This is a genomic window from Serratia sp. Sp408, from assembly GCF_057180665.1.
In genome coordinates this window covers 2,225,886-2,243,846 of sequence record NZ_JBXUFT010000001.1, presented here as the reverse complement: position 1 = coordinate 2,243,846, position 17,961 = coordinate 2,225,886, and the positions used below count along the sequence as shown (strand labels likewise).

Genomic DNA, 17,961 nt, shown 5'->3' with positions numbered 1-17,961 from the left:
TTTGCATGATCTGCACTTATCAAACATCCTTTAAAACAAGGTTTCGTTTTTTGCTGTGGGCTAATTTTGAACTTACTTGATGACATGCGGCAGCGCGTAACCGGTACGCGTTGGTATGGCAAAAGAACCAGCTATCGAGTGCTGTTTTGGCGTGAGATTACGCCATTGGCGGTGCCGATTTTGCTGGAAAATGCTTGCGTATTGCTGATGGGGGTGCTGAGCACCTTCCTGGTAAGTTGGCTCGGCAAGGAAGCGATGGCCGGGGTGGGGCTGGCGGACAGCTTCAACATGGTGATTATCGCTTTCTTCGCCGCGGTCGATCTGGGTACCACGGTGGTGGTGGCCTTCAGCCTGGGCAAACTGGATCACCAACGGGCGCGCGCCGCTGCACGGCAGTCATTGGTGCTGATGACCCTGGTGGCGTTTGTGCTGGCTATTGGCATCCATTTGGCCGGAGAACAGATCATTGACGTGATCGCCGGTGCGGCCACGCCGGAGGTGAAAGCGCTGGCGCTGTCCTACCTGCAAACCACGGTGTGGAGTTACCCGGCGGCGGCGATTGCGCTGATCGGCAGCGGCGCGTTGCGCGGCGCGGGTAATACCAAGCTGCCGCTGTTGATTAACGGTGGCATGAACATTCTCAACATCATTATCAGCAGCGCGCTGATTTACGGCATTCCGGGCTGGGATGGGCTGGGGTTCATTGGCGCCGGATTGGGGCTGACCATTACCCGTTACATCGGCGCGCTGGCGATTCTGTACGTGTTGATGATCGGCTTTACGCCGGCGCTGCATATTACGCTGCGCAGTTACCTGACGCCGCTGAAGCTGAATATCCTTTGGGAAGTGCTGGGGATTGGCATTCCTGCCAGCATCGAGTCGGTGCTGTTTAACGGCGGGAAACTGCTGACGCAAATGTTTGTTGCCGGTATGGGCACCAACGTGATCGCCGGTAACTTTATCGCCTTCTCTATCGCCTCGCTGATTAACCTGCCGGGCAACGCGCTGGGCTCGGCGTCGACCATTATCGTCGGCAAGCGCCTGGGCAGGGGGCAGGTGGGGCAGGCGGAGCGGCAGCTGCGCTTTATTTTCTGGCTATCGACCATTTTCATGACGCTGGTCGCCTGGGGCAGCGCGCCGTTTGCCGGGCTGTTTGCCTCGTTTTATACCCAGCAGGACGATGTAAAAGAGGTGGTCAAGACGCTGGTGTGGCTGAACGCGCTGTTTATGCCGATCTGGTCCGCTTCGTGGGTGTTACCGGCCGGCCTGAAAGGAGCGCGCGATGCCCGTTTTGCCATGTGGGTTTCCATGCTCGGCATGTGGGGTTGTCGCGTGGTGGCCGGCTACACCCTCGGTATCGTGCTGGGAATGGGCGTAGTCGGCGTCTGGCTGGGGATGTTCCTGGATTGGGCGGTGCGTGGCGCTTTCTTCTACTGGCGGATGATCAGCGGGCGCTGGTTGCAAAAATATCCGCGTCATAAAGCCCGCCAGGGCGGTTGATGCTGCAACCGCCGGCGGGCGGTGCCGGCCTGCTCAGTCGAACAGCTGTTCCGGCAGCTCGGCCAGGTACAGTGCCGGCTTTCCTTCTACGTCCGAGGTAAACAGCACCTGGCGGTCATCGGGTGTAAAGGACGGATGCGGATGGGTAACCTGACGATCGCCGTCCAGCACGCGCCACGAACTGTTATGCGCCGCCAGCCGCGCCTGACGGCGACGTTTGGCATCGAACACGTACAGCCACGGATCGTTTTGAATGCTATAGCCCTGCGCATCCTGTACATCGACCGGGGTACCAGAACCATCACCGACCAGCAGACTGCCGTCATGGTTGCTCATCAGGTGTGAGCAGGCCGGCATTTCCATCAGCACTTCATCGCTGCCGCTTTGCGGGTCAAAGCGGCAAATATGACGCTGCTGGCGGCCTTTCATATAGGAAACGTACATCAGCGCCGAGCCGTCCGGTACCCAGAATTCGTGCGTGCAGCTTTCACCTTCGGCATGGGTTTTCACTTTGCGCAGTTGGCTGCCGTCTTCATTAATCAACCACATGCGGGCGTCGACCCGATCGTGCGGCCCTTCATGGCAGAACGCCACGCAGCTATCGTCATTGGGACGGTAAATTGGATGCCCGAGCCAGGTGGCGGCTTGGTGGATAACCGTGGCTTTGCCGCTGTGAAGATCGACGCGCAGCAGGCGACAACGTGGTTTTTTAGTAAAGAAGGTATGGAACACCTGCCAGTCGGTCAGCGGCATCCAGTCGCGGCGATCGATTTCTATGCCCACCAGGCTGGTGCATTCGCTGTTAGCCACCCAGGTGCCGTAACCGACCCATTCCTCCGGTACGCGGTACACGGTGCTTTCCTCCTGCGTGCTCAGCGTCACCCGCCGCAGCTCCCGTTCGTTTTTAACGTAATACAAAAAGCGGTCATCCGGCGATAAAAAGCCGCCAAAGGTATTGTCACCGGCGCCTTCTGTCAGCTGCACCGCCTGCCGTTGCTGCCGGTCCAGCAGGTAATAGTTGCGATGGCCGTCAAATTCAGCCGCGAACAGCAGTTGGCGGCCATCCTGGGTAAAGCACTTTTGATAGAAGTAATTGCGATGGCATAGCACCTCCGGCGGGGTGAGGCGCGTAACGCGCGCGCCGGTGCCAGGATCGGTAAACGAGTGAAAATCTAGATTGATGACAGAACCTTTCGCCACAATGGCCTCCTTGGTGCTGCCGGCGTCGCGCCCGGCATTGGGTGAAATCTATAAAATTGAAACAATGTTTCATTTTGATTTGGAATCATACCCAAATTAATCAATGCGCCAATCGGGCCGGCTAATTTATGCGATGTGGTTCTCATAATTACCGTTTACCGTTACCTAGGTCGCAAAATTAATTTAAAAAATTGTTCAGATTCCCTTACGTGATATTCATCACATCAATCCCTGTTGCTTGTCAGTATAAAACGGTCTACCTATAAAAATGAAACACCGGTTCAATTATACAAAGAGAACAGTCTGATGATAACGAAAGGTGTGCAACCTCTGGGCAGGTCGGTGACGTTGGGGCATCAGTTGGCTTACGGCGGCGGAAATTTGCTTGGCAGCGGGGCGCTGGCGATCAGCGGTGCCTGGTTATTGTATTTTTATACTACCTTCTGTGGCTTGACGCTGCTTGAGGCGTCGTTCATCTTTTCCGTGGCCAGCGTCATCGACGCGATAAGCAACCCGGTCATGGGGTATCTGACCGATAACTTCGGCCATACCTGGCTTGGCAAGCGCTTCGGCCGGCGGCGATTCTTTGTGTTGATCGGCGCGCCGCTGATGCTGTTCTACCCGCTGCTATGGGTGGAGGGCTTCGGCTTTTGGTATTACCTGTCGACCTACGTCATTTTTGAATTGATCTACACCTCGGTGATGGTGCCTTACGAAACCCTGGCCACCGAAATGACCGACGATTTTGCCGTACGCTCCAAACTGACCGGTTACAAGGCGATTTTCGGCAAGATGGCCAACTTCCTGGCGGCCTTTATTCCGGGGCAATTCATTCTGTTGTATGGCAAAGAGTCGGCTCAACCGTTTCTGTATACCGGCATCACCTATGGCCTGATTCTATTTATTGCCGTTGGCATGTTGTATCGCTATTCCTGGGAGCGTAAGGACGACGGCCTCGCCGTGGCACCGGCCAAACGTTCGCTGATGAAAACGCTGGTTTCGCTGGCGCGTGACATGCAGTCGACCTTTTACCTGCGCGTATTCCGCAAGCATCTGGGCATGTATCTGTTCGGCTTTGGCGCCGAATGGCTATTCGCCTCGGTCTTCACCTATTACGTGATTTTCGTCCTGCAGTACGATCCGGCTATTCTGGCGGGGTTGAACAGCCTGAACGCCATGCTGCAGCTGTTTTCCACTGCGGTATTTATTGGCCTATGCGTGAAAAAAGGCTTCAGCAAACCCTACAGCTGGGCGCTCGGTATCGTGATATTTTCCGTAGGCTGCTATTCATTGCTGCATTTCTTCGATCTGCCAACGCATATCGCCACTATAGCGATTATAGGGATTACCGTGCTGTTCGGTCTCGGCACCGGCGGGGTGTATTACATCCCGTGGACGGTGTATACCTTCCTGGCCGACGTGGACGAAGTGTTTACCGGTCGCCGTCGCGAGGGGATTTACGCCGGCGCGATGACCTTTTCCGGCAAGATTGTGCGTTCTATCATCGTGTTTACCATGGGGGCGATCCTCAGTTATTACGGCTTCCAGTCCAAATCGCATACTCAGCCGGAGACGGCGATCGTGGCGATCTCCTGGGTATTCTTTGCCGGCGTGGTGATCCTGGCGCTGGTGGCGATTCTATTCAGCAGCCAAATGACGCTTAACCGCCAAACCCACCGCGTGGTGCTGGACGAAGTCGCACGCATCAAAGCCGGCGGTCAATTGGCTGATATTACTCCAGAAGCGCGGGCGGTGATCGAAAAGCTGGTTGGTCTGCCGTATGAACAATGCTGGGGTAACAGCAAAATCTGTCAGAAAATGAACATCATTCCTGAAGCCAGCGTGGCCAATCCGGCAGCGGCCTCCCAGAGCTGATCCTTCGTTAAACCCGATCTGAAACGTCCTCGCCCCTTTGGGGGAGGACGGCTATCGCCTAAAGGAAAGTACGATGAATAGCGTGTTTCGCAGGTTCTGCCTGACGGCGGTCCTGCTCGGCCAGAGCGCCGTTGTCACGTCAGCGGCGGCAAAGGAGGTGGTCTGGCAGGCAATCACCTTTGGTCAGTCTAGCGACGTCAATTTCGCCACTAACGTACTGCCGAAAAAAGTCGGCACTAATCAGGTAACCGATGCTCACGGGCATCCATTCGCCGCCGGTGTGCTGCGAATGCCGTTCAGCATCGAAAGTCGTGGTGGCAAGATAGGTAACAGCCACGATGGGTTGACCTATTACTACACCTATGTGCCGGCTCAGAGTAACGCATTGCTCGAGGCGGACATTACCGTCGATCAGTTCGGTCCGGAAACGGGCGCATTGCCGGCCGGACAGGAGGGGGCAGGCCTATTGATGCGCGATATTATCGGTAAGCCGCGACTGACGCGAGTGCAACCGGGTTATGAAGAGTTCCCGGCGGCCTCCAACATGGTGATGAACGCCATCATCACGCAGGACAAAACCGATAATAAGCGGGTGCAAATGATGCTGATTGATCGTCATGGCGTCACCCAGTCCTGGGGCAACGCCGGTGTGAAAATCCGCCGTCAGGGTTACCAACCGGCGATCGACCTGGCCAAAACGCCGCGGCTGCGGCTACGGTTGCAGCGCACCAATGACGGCTTTGTCGCCGCCTATGCGCCATATGGTAGCGACAATTGGGTTAGCCAGACGGTCGACGATGCACAACGTGTTACGGTGCAGGATGCACAAGGCTACTACGTGGGCTTTTTTGCCGCTCGCAATGCGCGTATTACGGTGCATCAGGCCCGATTGACGCTCAGCGACGCACGGCCGGCACCGGCCAAACCGTGGGTGGCGGCACGCATACCGACGCGTATCGAAATTGCCTCCGCGCCGGTGAGCGCCGGTGACGACTACCTGTTCCAGATGCGCAGTAATGAAGACGGGGTACTAACACTCAGTCAGGACGGCAAACTGGTAGCGACCCAACACGGATTGCAAGCCGGGGAGATGCTGTCTCTGCGCCTGGCGTTAACGTCGATGTCCACGCGGTTGAACTACCATTTTGTCACGCGCAGCGGTCACAACGTCAGCGATAGCCTGGTGGTGGATAAAAAGACTTATGCCGATGCGGTCAACCTGTATGTTTCACCGCATGGCAGCGCCAGCAACGACGGCAGTCGGCAAAAGCCGCTGGACTTCGCCAGCGCGGCGCTGGCGCTGGCTCCCGGCGGTGTTTTATGGCTGGCAGATGGCGATTATCCGCAGATCACCATACCGGCGACCGCCAGCGGTACGCCTCAACAGGCCAAGAAATTGCGGCCGCTGGGGCACCATGCGGTCTTCCACGGCATCAATTTGCAGGCCAGCTACTGGGACATACAGGGGATTAGCGTGACCGGCAAGAGTTTCAATATTGCCGGCAGCCATAACCACATTGATCGGGTGGTGGTGCATCACGCCGACGATAGCGGCATCTGGATCGCCTCGCCTGAAGGCATTGGCCGCGCCTTATGGGCCAGCCATAATCTGATTTCGAATTCACAGTCCTATGCCAACCAGGATCCCGGCATGATCAACGCCGATGGTTTTGCGGTAAAAATGCGGGTTGGCGAAGGGAATCGCCTGGTGGCCTGCTTTGCTCACGATAACATCGACGATGGTTTCGATCTGTTTAACAAGATCGAGGATGGCCCCAATGGCCGGGTAACCATCGAAAACAGCATTGCGCTGCGCAATACCAATAACGGCTTCAAGCTGGGCGGCGAAGGTTTACCAGTGGCTCATCAGGTCAGCAACAGTCTGGCGATGGAAAATGGCATGGACGGCTTTAGCGATAACTTTAATCCAGGCCAGTTACGGCTCAATAATAATGTCGCCATCGATAATCGGCGTTTTAACTATATTTTCCGCCCCGGCCCCTATAGTACGCCAGACAGGCAGGGCATATTCAAGGGTAACGTTTCGTTACGCAGTAAACCGGGGAAATACCCGGATGTGCTGAACGGTAATATTGCCGATGACAATCGCTTTATGCTGGCAGAGATTAAATAATTGTCAGCTTCAGTAAGTTGATTGGCGCTGTTTATTTAAAAAATATTATTTCAATATCTTTGGGGATCCAGTAATGAAAAAACAGACTTTATTGATCTGCGGCCTGCTGCTGGCTTCAGTTCAGGCTTCGGCAGTTACCCTCGATGTGCGGCATGAATGGTTTGACGACAGTAAGGCGCACAAAGACCGCGCGCTGGTGTCCCATCGCTTCGCCAACGGCGTCGGGTTTTCGCTGGAGGCAAAATGGAAATCCGGCGGCGACAACAGCAACAAAGCATTCAACAATATGGTCAGCAACGGCACGGAAAGCACCATCAGTTACCAATACAAGCTGAATCCGCAATGGTTTATTCAACCCGGTTTTACCTTGGAATCAACTGACGACAAGAGTATTTACAAACCGTATTTCACCAGCGGTTATACCTTTGATAACGGTATTTATCTCAATGGACGCTATCGCTATGAATATACCCGCGAGAATGAAGCGGACAAAAACGATGTTAAAACCAATCGCGGCGAGTTTTGGCTTGGTTACCGTTATCAGAACTGGCGTTTTGAATATAACTATATTTACAAACACAGCGACCAGATCCGCTTTGACAATAAGAAATGGGATTATGAATACAATTTTAAAACGCAGTGGAGCTATGACGCACATTGGGCGCCGTATGCCGAGGTGGGCAACGTCAGCGTCAGCAAGACCAGCGATGAGCGGCAAACCCGACTGCGGGTCGGAGTGCAATACAGTTTTTAATCACGATGGTCATCGTTATATGGTCTTTGGTTTTATTTAAAATAAAACTATGTTTTGATTTTGTTGATCAGCGTCAGCATAAACGATAGACTTTCTTCATCATCACGGTTCGGCGGCGTTGAGCGCGTCGCCGTGGGTAGCAACGGCGGCAGTACGGGTGGTGAGCCGCGCATCCCTCTTCGACACAGGCGCAGGCGCCTTGAGCACAAAGGAAACAGTATGATTCTCGATAATTTTGCATTGCAGGGTAAGGTGGCGATCGTGACCGGGTGTGATACCGGTCTGGGACAGGGCATGGCGATCGGGCTGGCGCAGGCGGGCTGCGATATCGTCGGTATCAACCTGGTTGAGCCGCAGGAAACCATCGCCAAAGTGACCGAGCTGGGCCGCCGTTTTCTCAGCCTGCAGGCCGATCTTGGTTCACTGGAGGTGCTGCCTGCGTTGTTGGAGCGTGCGCTGGCCGAGTTCGGCCATATCGATATTCTGGTCAACAATGCCGGCATCATCCGCCGTCAGGATGCGCTGGAATTCAGCGAAAAAGACTGGGATGAGGTGATGAACCTGAACATCAAAACGGTGTTCTTCCTGTCGCAGGCGGTAGCACGCCAGTTTATTGCTCAGGGGCGCGGCGGCAAAATCATCAATATTGCGTCTATGCTGTCTTATCAGGGCGGCATTCGCGTGCCTTCCTATACCGCGTCAAAAAGTGCGGTGATGGGGGTAACGCGTCTGCTGGCCAACGAATGGGCCAGCCACGGCATCAACGTCAACGCGCTGGCGCCGGGCTATATGGCCACCAACAACACGCAACAGCTGCGTGACGACGAAGCGCGCAGCGCAGCGATCCTGGAGCGTATTCCAGCGGGGCGCTGGGGGCTGCCGCAAGATTTGATGGGGCCGGTGGTGTTCTTGGCATCACCCGCTTCCGATTACATCAACGGTTTTACCCTGGCAGTGGATGGCGGCTGGTTAGCCCGTTAACCCTGCATGACACCCATCGATTTTAGAGAGAGGAAACCATGAATATTGCGCTGATGATGGAAAACAGCCAGGCCGGCAAAAATGCGCTGGTGCTGGAACAACTGCAGGCCGTTGCCGCTGACAATCAGGATGCGGTGTTCAACGTGGGCATGAGTGACGAACAGGATCACCATTTGACCTACATTCATCTGGGCATTATGGCCAGCATTCTGTTGAATGCCGAAGCGGTGGACTTTGTCGTCACCGGCTGTGGCACCGGGCAGGGGGCCTTGATGTCGTTGAATATCCACCCCGGCGTGGTGTGCGGTTACTGCATCGATCCGGCTGACGCCTTTCTGTTTGCCCAGATCAACAACGGCAATGCGCTGTCGCTGCCGTTTGCCAAAGGCTTTGGCTGGGGCGCGGAGCTCAACGTGCGTTATATCTTTGAAAAAGCCTTCACCGGCCGCAAGGGCGAAGGGTATCCGGTCGAGCGTAAAGAGCCACAGGTGCGTAACGCCGGTATTCTGAATCAGGTAAAACGCGCGGTGATGAAAGACGACTATCTTGCTACGCTGCGCGCCATCGATCCTGAACTGGTCAAGACGGCGGTGGGTGGCGAGCGCTTCCAGCGTTGCCTGTTCGAGCACGGCAAAAAGCCCGAGATCGTGGCTTTCGTCAAGGATTTGCTGCAAATAGCCTGATGAACCACCTGCAAAAGCCCGCTCAGTTGCTACTGGGCGGTTTTTTTTGGCTAAGAGTTGAACCGGCCGCCGGTTTTACCTCCGGTGGCGGTTAGCGGATGCTGCCAGGCCGGTTATGCTGACGCCATTTGTCGCAACAGCCACTCCCGCAACGCAACCACATCCTCCCGTTCGGCGCGATCCTCGCCGGTGACCCAGTAATAGCGCGCGCCGGGTAGCGAGCATGCAAACGGCGCGACCAGTACGCCGCGTTGCAGCTGATCCTGTGCCAACAGCTGGCTGGCGATCACCACCCCTTGCCCGGCCACCGCCGCCTGTAGCGCGTGGGTTTCATCGCTAAAGCGCAGCCCGGCGTTAATATTCAGATCCGGCGGCCCGTAGAGCCGTTGCCAATGTGACCAGTCTGGCGCATCGGCGGGAACATGGCGCTGCTCGACGTGAAACAGCGTCACCGAGCGCAGATCGTCGAGCTGCCTGATACCCAGCGTCGGGCTGGCGACCAGAATAAAGCGGTCTTCATGCAGCAGCGTGCAGGGCAAGTCGGCCTCTGGCGTTTCACGGTAGCGAATGGCGGCGTCCACCGTGTGCTGGGTCAAATCTACACGTTCAACGCTGGTGTGCAGGCGCAGATCAATCTGCGGAAACTGCGCCTTGAAATCAGCCAGACGCGGTACCAGCCAGTGGGTGAGGAAATTTGAGGTGGTGGTAACGGTGAGCGCCGGCGGCTGATTGGCATGGGCAATTTGTGCGGTGGCTTCTTCCAGCGCGGCAAAGGCGCGCTGTGTGCCGGTGTACAAGGTCTTACCCGCTGCGGTCAGGCTGACGCCCTGGGCGCTGCGCTCGCACACCCGGCACGCCAGCGAGGTTTCCAACAGCCGTATCTGATGGCTAACGGCGGTGGCGCTCACGCCGAGCTGGTCGGCTGCCCGTTTGAAGCTCAGACAGTCGGCAACGGCGTGAAACGCGCGTAGCGCCCCCAGCGGCGGTAAACGTGGTTTTCTCATGCTGAGTTTTTCTCATCTATGGATGAAATCAATGACTTTGATTTACTGATTGTACCAAAGATACCCTAAAGACATCCGAACAGAGCAAGTTAGTTTATTTCATCTTATCTCGATTGCATCGCAGGAGTCATTATGCGTTTATCTTCTCAATCCGCACGTTGCCAGGCAACGCAGCAACCCCGGTTGATTGCCGGCGGCATCTTTTATAGCGGTTTGGCGGCCGAAGCGCTGTTGCTGGTGACGCTGTATGGCAGCCGTGGGCTGCTGTACGGCCTGGCGTCGTTGTTAACCTTGATGCTGGCCGCTGCCGTCGGTATCGGCACCGCCCGCTGGCGCCATGCCGGACAATTGGCGGGTATTATGCACGGTTTCCTGATCGCCGCCGCCGGCCTGTTGCTCGTTGTGCTGGCGCTGCATGCCCAGCGTGATTGGCTGGCGCTACTGCCGGCAGTGGCGATCAGCGGCGTGGGGCAAGGCATGGTCGGCGCGGCGCTGCACCAGGGCAGCGTGCGCTCTCGGTCTGGGCAGGTACGGTTGCTGGTATATGGCCTGCTCGCACTGCTGTCCTGCGTGCTGGTGTTGGCGATCAAACAGGCCGTCGGCGGTCTGGAAGGGCGCTGTTTCTCTTTCGCGCTATTGATCGATCTGGCGTTGTTCGGCGCATTGCTGGTGCGCATTACCCAACGCGATGTGGAAAGTGAGTTGGTGGTGGGAAAGTAACCTGTAGCGTCGGCTGTGGTTCCCCAACCCGGATGTCGACGCGGCTGTGGCGGAGCAGCGCCTTCAGCCGTATCGGGGAAAAGTTACAGGTTGGTATGCTGTCAAATTATTTCTGGATTTCTATCCAAACAATGCGGGCTGATTCACATAAAAAGCGGAATTTGTCCGTTTCGTTCGGTTGCTTGTCTTTACAAAACATTCCTCGACACATAACCATCATTTAACATTTCACGCGGATAACACCCGACTCCGAGGCAACCGTGAAATGAGTAGCTTTCTGCACAAACAACAGCATATTGATGTATTTTCGACGCAGTTAGATATCATCCGTCGCTGTGATGATACGGCGGAACAGGCCCGGCAATATATTGCCAATATTTATCACAACAACTATCAAGCCACCATCCAACCCAATCCCGACATCATCATCGCCAGCAAGGACAAGGTCAGCGAACAATTGGTTGCCTGCACCGGCATATCCTTCGCCACGCCCGGCCAACGTCTGTTTTCTGAACGTTATCTTGATTTACCGCTGGAGCAGGCGGTATGGCAGCAGACCGGCCACGTGCTGGCGCAGCATCAGGTGCTGGAGATCGGCGCGCTGGCTTCGGATAATCCCGCCGCCGCCGCCGATCTGATTCGCCTGATGCCGATCATTGCCTGGTTTATGGGCAGTAAGGCGATTTTGTGCACCTCGACGCGCCGCCTGCGCAAGTTGCTGGCCTACCACCAGATTCCGTTTGCCAGGCTGGCAGACGCCTCTGCCGACCGTCTCTCGGTGCAGGAGCGTAGCGCCTGGGGGAGTTACTACGATCAGGCGCCGCAAACCGGCATTATCCTGCTGGAACAGTGCGGCCATCTGTTCAATCATTTCTGCGGCCGACTGGTGTTTTCCGAGTTTGAAAATCTGGCGCGCTTTGCGCTGACGACGGCACAGGTGGCGGCATGAATATCCTTGCTGCCATTCTCGCTCAGGCGGAAAACACCCCTCACGCGCCTGCGGTGATCCAGTTGCACAACGCCGATGACGGCGGCTACCGGGAGCAAACGCTGTATAGCTACGGCTCGTTGATGCACCAGGCGCACCGTCTGGCGGCCAGCCTACGGCAACGTAGCGGGCAGGGCGCGCAGATCGGCATGGTAATGGGCAACACCCCAGAGTGGGTACTGGCCGATATGGCGTTGTTGCTGGCCGAACGGATTGAAGTGCCGGTGCCGTTGGCATTCTCTGCCGAGCAGGCCAGATGGCTGCTCGGCAATTGTGAACTGGTGCTGACGGATGCTATCGGTGCGCAACGCCTTGCCCAGTGGCAGGAGGGCGGTTTGCAGCTGGCCGGTGACATCGTGGCGGTTGCGCAGCAGCTCGGTGCGTCGCCGGACTTGCCGCTGCCGCCGACCGTGGTCTGCGCCGATAGTGACGCCATCATCAAAGTGATCCACACCTCGGGCACCACCTCGCAGCCAAAGGGCGTGCAGATCCGCCGGCACGGCCTGGATGCGCTGGTGTCGGCATTGTGGCAGCGTGCCCGTGGTGACGACTACCGGCGCTATCTGAATCTGGTGCCGCTCAGTTTGCTGATTGAACAGGTGACGGCGCTGTATATGCCGCTGACCTCCGGCGGCGCGGTGGTGATGCCGCCAGGCGATATGCCACCGCTGGGCAGCCCCGGCGTTACCGCGGCGGAACGGCTGGAGATCGTCCGTCAGGCTTGTCCGTCGGCGCTGACGCTGACCCCGGCGCTGGTGGAAGCTCTGGCCGAGCGCGCATTGGCGCATGCTGAGGTTGCCAGTTTGCCGACGGCGCTGTTTGGCCGTGACACGGTACCGCTGCTGGCCGCCGGCGGTGCGCCGGTAACCCGCGAAGTGCTGCTGACGCTGGATACGCTGGGCATCCCGGTCTATCAGGGCTATGGCCTGAGTGAAAACAGCTCGGTGGCCACCTGGAATTCTCGCGATGCCAACCGTATTGGTACGGTAGGGAAACCGCTGGCGCACGTGGAGGTGAGGATTGCCGACGACGGCGAACTCTGTTTGCGCAGTAGCTCGCTGTTTGCCGGCTATTCAAACGAAGATCCCAGCAGCTGCGCGGTAGATGAGCAGGGTTGGTTACACACCGGCGATCTGGCGCAGCAGGATGCCGACGGGTACGTCACCATCATCGGTCGCAAAAAAACCATCATCATTACCGCCAACGGCCGCAACATTTCGCCCGAATGGCTGGAATCCGCCTACCGCCGGGTGCCGGGCGTATTGCAGGTCATCGTGTATGGCGACCGGCAGCAGTTCCTTGGCGGTATTTTCGTGGTGGCGAGTTTGGCGCAGGCACCGGCGATCCGCCAGGCCATCGCGGCATTCGCCCATGAACATCTCAATGACATTGAGCGCATTGCCGAACCGCTGTTGATCCCCCACGGCGCCGAGGTTATGGCGCAGCTGTTTACCGTTACCGGGCGTCCGCGTCGCAACGCCGTCGCCACCTTCCTGGCTCAATATGAGGCTGCCACCGCATGACTATTCGTGAAACTACCCATACCGACCATAGCGGTCTGATTGTCACCTCGCTGAACGAGGGGAAGGTCACCGATCTGACGCCGGCATACCTGCTGTCTACGCTGCATGACCATGGCTATGCCGTGCTGCGAGGATTCCAGCATGGCATCGGCGAGTTTTCCCGTCTGGTTCGTCAAACTAGCGGGCGCATCAGTCTCGATCCGGCCCGCAGCTTTGACGGCGATACCGCGCAAAAGGTTGACGCCGGTTACGACAAGGTGGGGTTGCACTGTGAAAACGGCAACAGCCCGTTCTGGCCGGATCTTTGCTGGTTCTATTGCCAGCTGGCACCGGCGCAAGGTTCTCAGACCACGGTGTGTGACGGCAAGCTGGTGTATCAGCATCTGAGCGCCGACGCGCGGGCGGCGTTCGCCGCACAGGACATCGCCTATTCGCGGCGGGTGGAGGAAAGCAAATGGAAAACCTATGCCTTTCATGCCTTGGCGACGCAGGCCAATGCCCCGGCCAGCCTCGAGGAAACCACTCTGGCCCATCTGCTGGCGCTGACCGAGGGGGCTGCGGGCACCCAGATTACTCTGGATGCCGATGGGGCGATCCGCTATCGCTTCCAGACGCCGGCAATCCGCGCCAGCCGCATCAATCTGCGCGAAGTGAACAACTTCGCCAACAGCATCTTCGGGCCGTCCAATAACTATGAAAAGCCGCAGATCACCTTCGCCGACGGCAGCGAGATCCCGCGGGATCTGTTGGCGGAAGCGGACACGGTTTGCGATCGCTTTACCGACGATGTCGGCTGGCAGCACGGCGACATCGTGCTGATCGACAACAGCCGGGTGATGCACGGTCGCCGGCGGATCGAAGATAAAGCCCGCACCATTTACAACGCGCTCTCTTACCTTGCCTAACGGAACCGCTGCCATGACGCATTTTAAACAAATCAATCAATACGCTCACCTCAACTATCTGCACCCCAACCGCATGCCGTGGGAGCAGGCGGCCACGGATCGCGAGCTGGATTTCCTGTCACGTGCGCTGGTCGGGGAAGCAGGGCAGGAACAAAAAGCCGTTGCCTATCTGTACAAGGAGCTGGCGCAGCTGGCGGAGATTGAAATGCACGTCGCGACGGTGATGACGCGCATTCTGTGTGAACTACAGGCCGACAACACGGCGCTGATGGCCGGTGATGGCCTGTATCACGCGCTCTCCTGTTTTGCGGCGGAAGAGATCAATCATGCCAACAGCTTCTATCAATATGTTCGCTTGCTGTCGGGACGCGATATCAAACTGGAAAACAACCTGTTCAAACAGCGGGTGGATCTGTACGACGACGGCGATGCTCCGTTGATCAAACTGGCTGCGCTGTGTTCGACGGCCTATGTGGGCGAGTCGATCATTACGGTGTTCGAGCGTCGCCTCAAGGTCTTGGATCCGATGCAACGCGGTTTCCTGACCCAATTGCTGCATTTTCACGGCCTGGATGAGGCGCGGCATATCCAGTGCGATCACGCCATTTTTGACCGACTGATCCCGACCTTCAACGCCGCTGAACGTCAGCGAATGCATCAGCTGATTCAGGACACCGAAGCGTTGAATACGCAGTTGGCGCTGGCCAGCGCGGAAACGGTAAAGGCGGCGTTCGATATCGACTACACCGAGGGCAACCAGGCGGCGAAAACCCAGTTGGACATGACCCTGCGTTTCCGCGAGATCGTCCAGTCTGGCGATATGATCCGTAAGGTGGATGAGCATCTGGATGATGAAACGGCGGCGATCGTACAGCAGTTTTCTCAGGCCTCGCGGGTTCACGCCGCTTAATCAGCAGGAAAATCATGAAACAAGATGCATTAGCGGCGTCGGCAATGCCGCAAAAAAAAACGGGCCTGGGGCTAGTGGCGGTGGTCAGCGCGCTTTTCCTGGCGGCGGTTGACAGTACCATCGTCAGTACCGTATTGCCGGTGATCGGCGGTCGGCTCGGTCACCCGGCGCTCTATCCCTGGGTGATGTCCGCCTTTCTGTTACCGGTGGCGCTGGTGGCGCCGCTGGCCGGCGCTTGCGGTGACCGGCTGGGCGTATCCGCTACGCTCAAGGCCTGTCTGCTGCTGTTTCTGGCGGCGTCGGCGCTGGCCGCCGTCAGCCCCGGCATGGGGCTGCTGATTGCGGCGCGAGCGCTGCAAGGCATCGGTGCCGGTGGCATTATCGTGCTCTCTTATTCCCTGTTGGCGTCGCTGTTCGACACGGAGAAACGCGGAAAAATGCAGGGCATGTTGAGCGGCGTGTGGGGGTTGTCGGCCATTTTGGGACCGCTACTGGGCAGCGTGCTGGCCAGCAGCTTCGGCTGGCGCGCCATTTTCTGGTTCAATCTGCCGGTGGGGGCACTGGCGTTGTTGTTGCTGTTTGTGACACCGCCGGTAGGCAAAGGCAACGGCAAGGCAGCTCTTGATCTGCCGGCGCAGCTTTTGCTGATGGTACTGGCCTGCGGCCTGCTGTTGCTGATTGACAGTCCCGCTGCGCTGAGAGGCGCCGAATACGCCCTGTGGGCGGTGACGCTGGCGGCGTTGGCACTGTTGATGCTGCGTGTGCGCCAGCGGCCGACCAGCAGTCCGATACCGTTACAATTCTTCCGGCGAGGGGCGTTGTTTTCCGTTATCATTTTGGTGCTGCTTTCCAGCGCCGGCCTGTATTCATCGGTGACGCTGTTGCCGTTGGCGCTCAGCCAGCAGGCCGGCAGCCTGATGTCGAGCGGTATGCTGATTATGCTGGCGGCGCTCGGCTGGGTAGTTGGCGCGGCATTTTGCGGTAACAAACTGGCCTCGGTCGGTTATCGGCGCATGGCGCTGTTCGGCATGTTGATGCTGGCCGGTGGGGCATTCCTGATGGCGTTGACGGTTGGACAGCATCAGTTGCCGATGATTGCCGGCGCTCTGCTGCTGATCGGTCTGGGCATGGGTTTTACCGCCACCACCACGCTGGTGTTTGCCCAGAACAGCGCACCGGCCGATCGCCTGGCTAGCTGGACGGCAACCGTGCAGTTTTTGCGTAATCTGGGGGCGGCGCTGGGGGTAAATACGCTGGCGACGGTACAGCTTCGCCAGGCCGGCAGCGACGCGTTTCAGAGCTGTTTTATTCTTCTTGGGCTGAGTATGCTGGTGGGGCTATGCTTTACGCTGCTGATGCCTCGCGCTTACCCGGTCAGTTAACGGTAATGTGGAATGCATGGTATCGACAACATTGGATGATGCGCTGATTATCGAGCGGGTGCTCGATCGGGTGGCGGCAGGGGAAAACGAGCCCCATCGCCATCCGTTGGGGCAGTTCGTGCTGGTCAAGCAGGGGGTGCTGTACGGGCATACCTCGGAACAGCACTGGTTGATGAAGCCGGGCATGGCGGTATGGATACCGCCTGATACCCTGCATTGGGGGCAGGCCTATAACCGTGTCGATCTCACCGTGCTGTATATCTCTCCCGAACTTTGCCGCACCGTCACCCCGCATATCAAGTTGATTGACGCCTCTATGCTGATCTCGGCGCTGTGCGAACGGCTGGCCGATGCCACGTTGCCGCTGACGGAAACGCGCCGCAATAGCATGTTGCAGCTGCTGTTTGAAGAAATCGAAGAAAAACCCGCCAGTAACTTTACCTTGCCTTTGCCGCACGACAGCCGGTTGAAGAAGGTAACCGACAGCCTGATCGACGATCCCGCCCAGCATCGCAGCCTGGCCGAATGGGGCCGGCAGGTGGGCGCCACCGAGCGCACGCTGGCGCGGCTGTTTCGCAAGGATACCGGGTTACGCTACACCGAATGGCACAACCGGCTGCTGCTGGCCGTCGCCTGGCAAGGGCTGGCGGAGGGTGCATCCAATGAGCAGCTTTCGGTGATGCTGGGATTATCTTCCGGCGATTCGTTCGGCCACTGGTTTCGCCGGGTCGCCGGTAAATGCCCGGGGGAAATCCGTCGCTATCTGCAAGACTATCGGCTGAATAATAGCGCCTAAAGCGCTCTGCCGGTTTGTCCGTTTCGTTCGATAATCTGTGCTTATTGAACATTCTCACCATCGATGCCGTTGCGTACCCTAGCTTTCATTACTGAATGAATTGAGGAACCGGCATTGAATTACGACATCATCAAACTAGTCCACGCCTTGGCCGCGGTAGCGGCAACCGGACCGCTGCTGTTTGCCCCCTGGTTGTCTGCCCGTCTGGCCGTTAGTCCGGCGGAGAATAAAACCGTGTTGCTTAACGGCCTGGCTGCCACCGATCGGTTTTACAATATTGCCGGCTGGGGCTTAATGCTCAGCGGCATCGCGCTGTTCTGGCTGCAAGACTGGCACCGGGCGTTCCAGCTGTGGTTTGTGCTTAGCGTGGCGATTTTCGTGATTGATTCGCTGGCGGAAAAGCGTTGGCGCGATCCTGCCACCACGGCATTGGCGCAGTTGCAGCCAGGGCAGGAGGGGTGGGCGGAAAACGCTGCCCGGCTGCACAAGGCGGTGATCGCGCAGATGGCATGCACAGCGCTGATACTGCTGGTGATGCTGTTGCACAGCCAGTTACGCATCAACCTGTTGACGCTGTCGCTATGGCCGTGGGTTAGCTAACCCGTC

The 17,961-nt window shown here is 57.5% G+C and carries 16 protein-coding genes; 14 read left to right on the top strand and 2 right to left on the bottom strand.

Features of this window, described 5'->3' with window-relative positions:
• The first annotated feature begins 84 nt into the window (after positions 1-84).
• Positions 85-1,500: an EmmdR/YeeO family multidrug/toxin efflux MATE transporter gene (locus AC2AXP_RS10700; protein WP_004960942.1), complete on the top strand. Its 1,416-nt coding sequence runs from the start codon at positions 85-87 to the stop codon at positions 1,498-1,500.
• 33 nt (positions 1,501-1,533) lie between these two features.
• Here AC2AXP_RS10700 and AC2AXP_RS10695 read toward each other — a convergent pair whose 3' ends face one another.
• Complete coding sequence (locus AC2AXP_RS10695; RefSeq protein WP_088499742.1) at positions 1,534-2,700, bottom strand: oligogalacturonate lyase family protein; 1,167 nt, start codon at positions 2,698-2,700, stop codon at positions 1,534-1,536.
• Between the two features lie 306 nt (positions 2,701-3,006).
• Between AC2AXP_RS10695 and AC2AXP_RS10690 the strand changes: the two genes are divergently transcribed.
• The 5 genes from AC2AXP_RS10690 (at position 3,007) to AC2AXP_RS10670 (ending at position 9,127) form a co-directional block, all read left to right on the top strand.
• Complete coding sequence (locus tag AC2AXP_RS10690) at positions 3,007-4,575, top strand: MFS transporter (RefSeq protein WP_004960949.1); 1,569 nt, start codon at positions 3,007-3,009, stop codon at positions 4,573-4,575.
• Positions 4,576-4,648: 73 nt separating this feature from the next.
• Positions 4,649-6,709 (top strand): right-handed parallel beta-helix repeat-containing protein, encoded by a 2,061-nt coding sequence (locus AC2AXP_RS10685; RefSeq protein WP_039991915.1) that lies wholly within the window; start codon positions 4,649-4,651, stop codon positions 6,707-6,709.
• A gap of 73 nt (positions 6,710-6,782) precedes the next feature.
• Positions 6,783-7,463 (top strand): oligogalacturonate-specific porin KdgM family protein, encoded by a 681-nt coding sequence (locus AC2AXP_RS10680; protein ID WP_004960953.1) that lies wholly within the window; start codon positions 6,783-6,785, stop codon positions 7,461-7,463.
• A 219-nt stretch (positions 7,464-7,682) separates the two neighbouring features.
• Positions 7,683-8,444 (top strand): 2-dehydro-3-deoxy-D-gluconate 5-dehydrogenase KduD, encoded by a 762-nt coding sequence (gene kduD / locus AC2AXP_RS10675; RefSeq protein ID WP_004960959.1) that lies wholly within the window; start codon positions 7,683-7,685, stop codon positions 8,442-8,444.
• Positions 8,445-8,482: 38 nt separating this feature from the next.
• Entirely contained in the window at positions 8,483-9,127 is a 645-nt protein-coding gene (locus AC2AXP_RS10670; protein ID WP_198774016.1) for an RpiB/LacA/LacB family sugar-phosphate isomerase, read from the top strand.
• A gap of 113 nt (positions 9,128-9,240) precedes the next feature.
• Here the strand turns inward: AC2AXP_RS10670 and AC2AXP_RS10665 are convergent, their stop codons facing one another.
• The gene (locus AC2AXP_RS10665) at positions 9,241-10,131 is read right to left on the bottom strand and encodes a LysR substrate-binding domain-containing protein (protein WP_004960966.1); all 891 of its coding nucleotides are present in this window, start codon (positions 10,129-10,131) and stop codon (positions 9,241-9,243) included.
• Positions 10,132-10,263: 132 nt separating this feature from the next.
• Here AC2AXP_RS10665 and AC2AXP_RS10660 point away from each other — a divergent pair, with 132 nt between their 5' ends.
• The 8 genes from AC2AXP_RS10660 to AC2AXP_RS10625 all read left to right on the top strand — a co-directional run bounded on the left by AC2AXP_RS10660 (position 10,264) and on the right by AC2AXP_RS10625 (position 17,955).
• Positions 10,264-10,851, top strand: a complete 588-nt coding sequence (locus AC2AXP_RS10660; RefSeq protein WP_050763116.1) for a hypothetical protein — start codon at positions 10,264-10,266, stop codon at positions 10,849-10,851.
• Between the two features lie 265 nt (positions 10,852-11,116).
• Positions 11,117-11,800: a thermostable hemolysin gene (locus AC2AXP_RS10655; protein ID WP_484381636.1), complete on the top strand. Its 684-nt coding sequence runs from the start codon at positions 11,117-11,119 to the stop codon at positions 11,798-11,800.
• Positions 11,797-13,362 carry an AMP-binding protein gene (locus AC2AXP_RS10650; RefSeq protein ID WP_484381635.1) on the top strand — a complete coding sequence of 522 codons (1,566 nt, stop codon included), beginning with the start codon at positions 11,797-11,799 and terminating at the stop codon, positions 13,360-13,362. Before AC2AXP_RS10655 ends, AC2AXP_RS10650 begins: the two co-directional genes overlap by 4 nt.
• Positions 13,359-14,267, top strand: a complete 909-nt coding sequence (locus AC2AXP_RS10645) for a TauD/TfdA family dioxygenase (RefSeq protein WP_484381634.1) — start codon at positions 13,359-13,361, stop codon at positions 14,265-14,267. Before AC2AXP_RS10650 ends, AC2AXP_RS10645 begins: the two co-directional genes overlap by 4 nt.
• A gap of 13 nt (positions 14,268-14,280) precedes the next feature.
• The gene (locus AC2AXP_RS10640) at positions 14,281-15,177 is read left to right on the top strand and encodes a diiron oxygenase (protein WP_004960978.1); all 897 of its coding nucleotides are present in this window, start codon (positions 14,281-14,283) and stop codon (positions 15,175-15,177) included.
• 14 nt (positions 15,178-15,191) lie between these two features.
• Complete coding sequence (locus AC2AXP_RS10635; RefSeq protein WP_484381633.1) at positions 15,192-16,559, top strand: MFS transporter; 1,368 nt, start codon at positions 15,192-15,194, stop codon at positions 16,557-16,559.
• A gap of 16 nt (positions 16,560-16,575) precedes the next feature.
• Positions 16,576-17,355, top strand: coding sequence for an AraC family transcriptional regulator (locus AC2AXP_RS10630; protein ID WP_004960981.1), 780 nt, complete (start codon positions 16,576-16,578; stop codon positions 17,353-17,355).
• 114 nt (positions 17,356-17,469) lie between these two features.
• Positions 17,470-17,955, top strand: coding sequence for a hypothetical protein (locus tag AC2AXP_RS10625; RefSeq protein WP_004960983.1), 486 nt, complete (start codon positions 17,470-17,472; stop codon positions 17,953-17,955).
• Positions 17,956-17,961 lie beyond the last annotated feature (6 nt).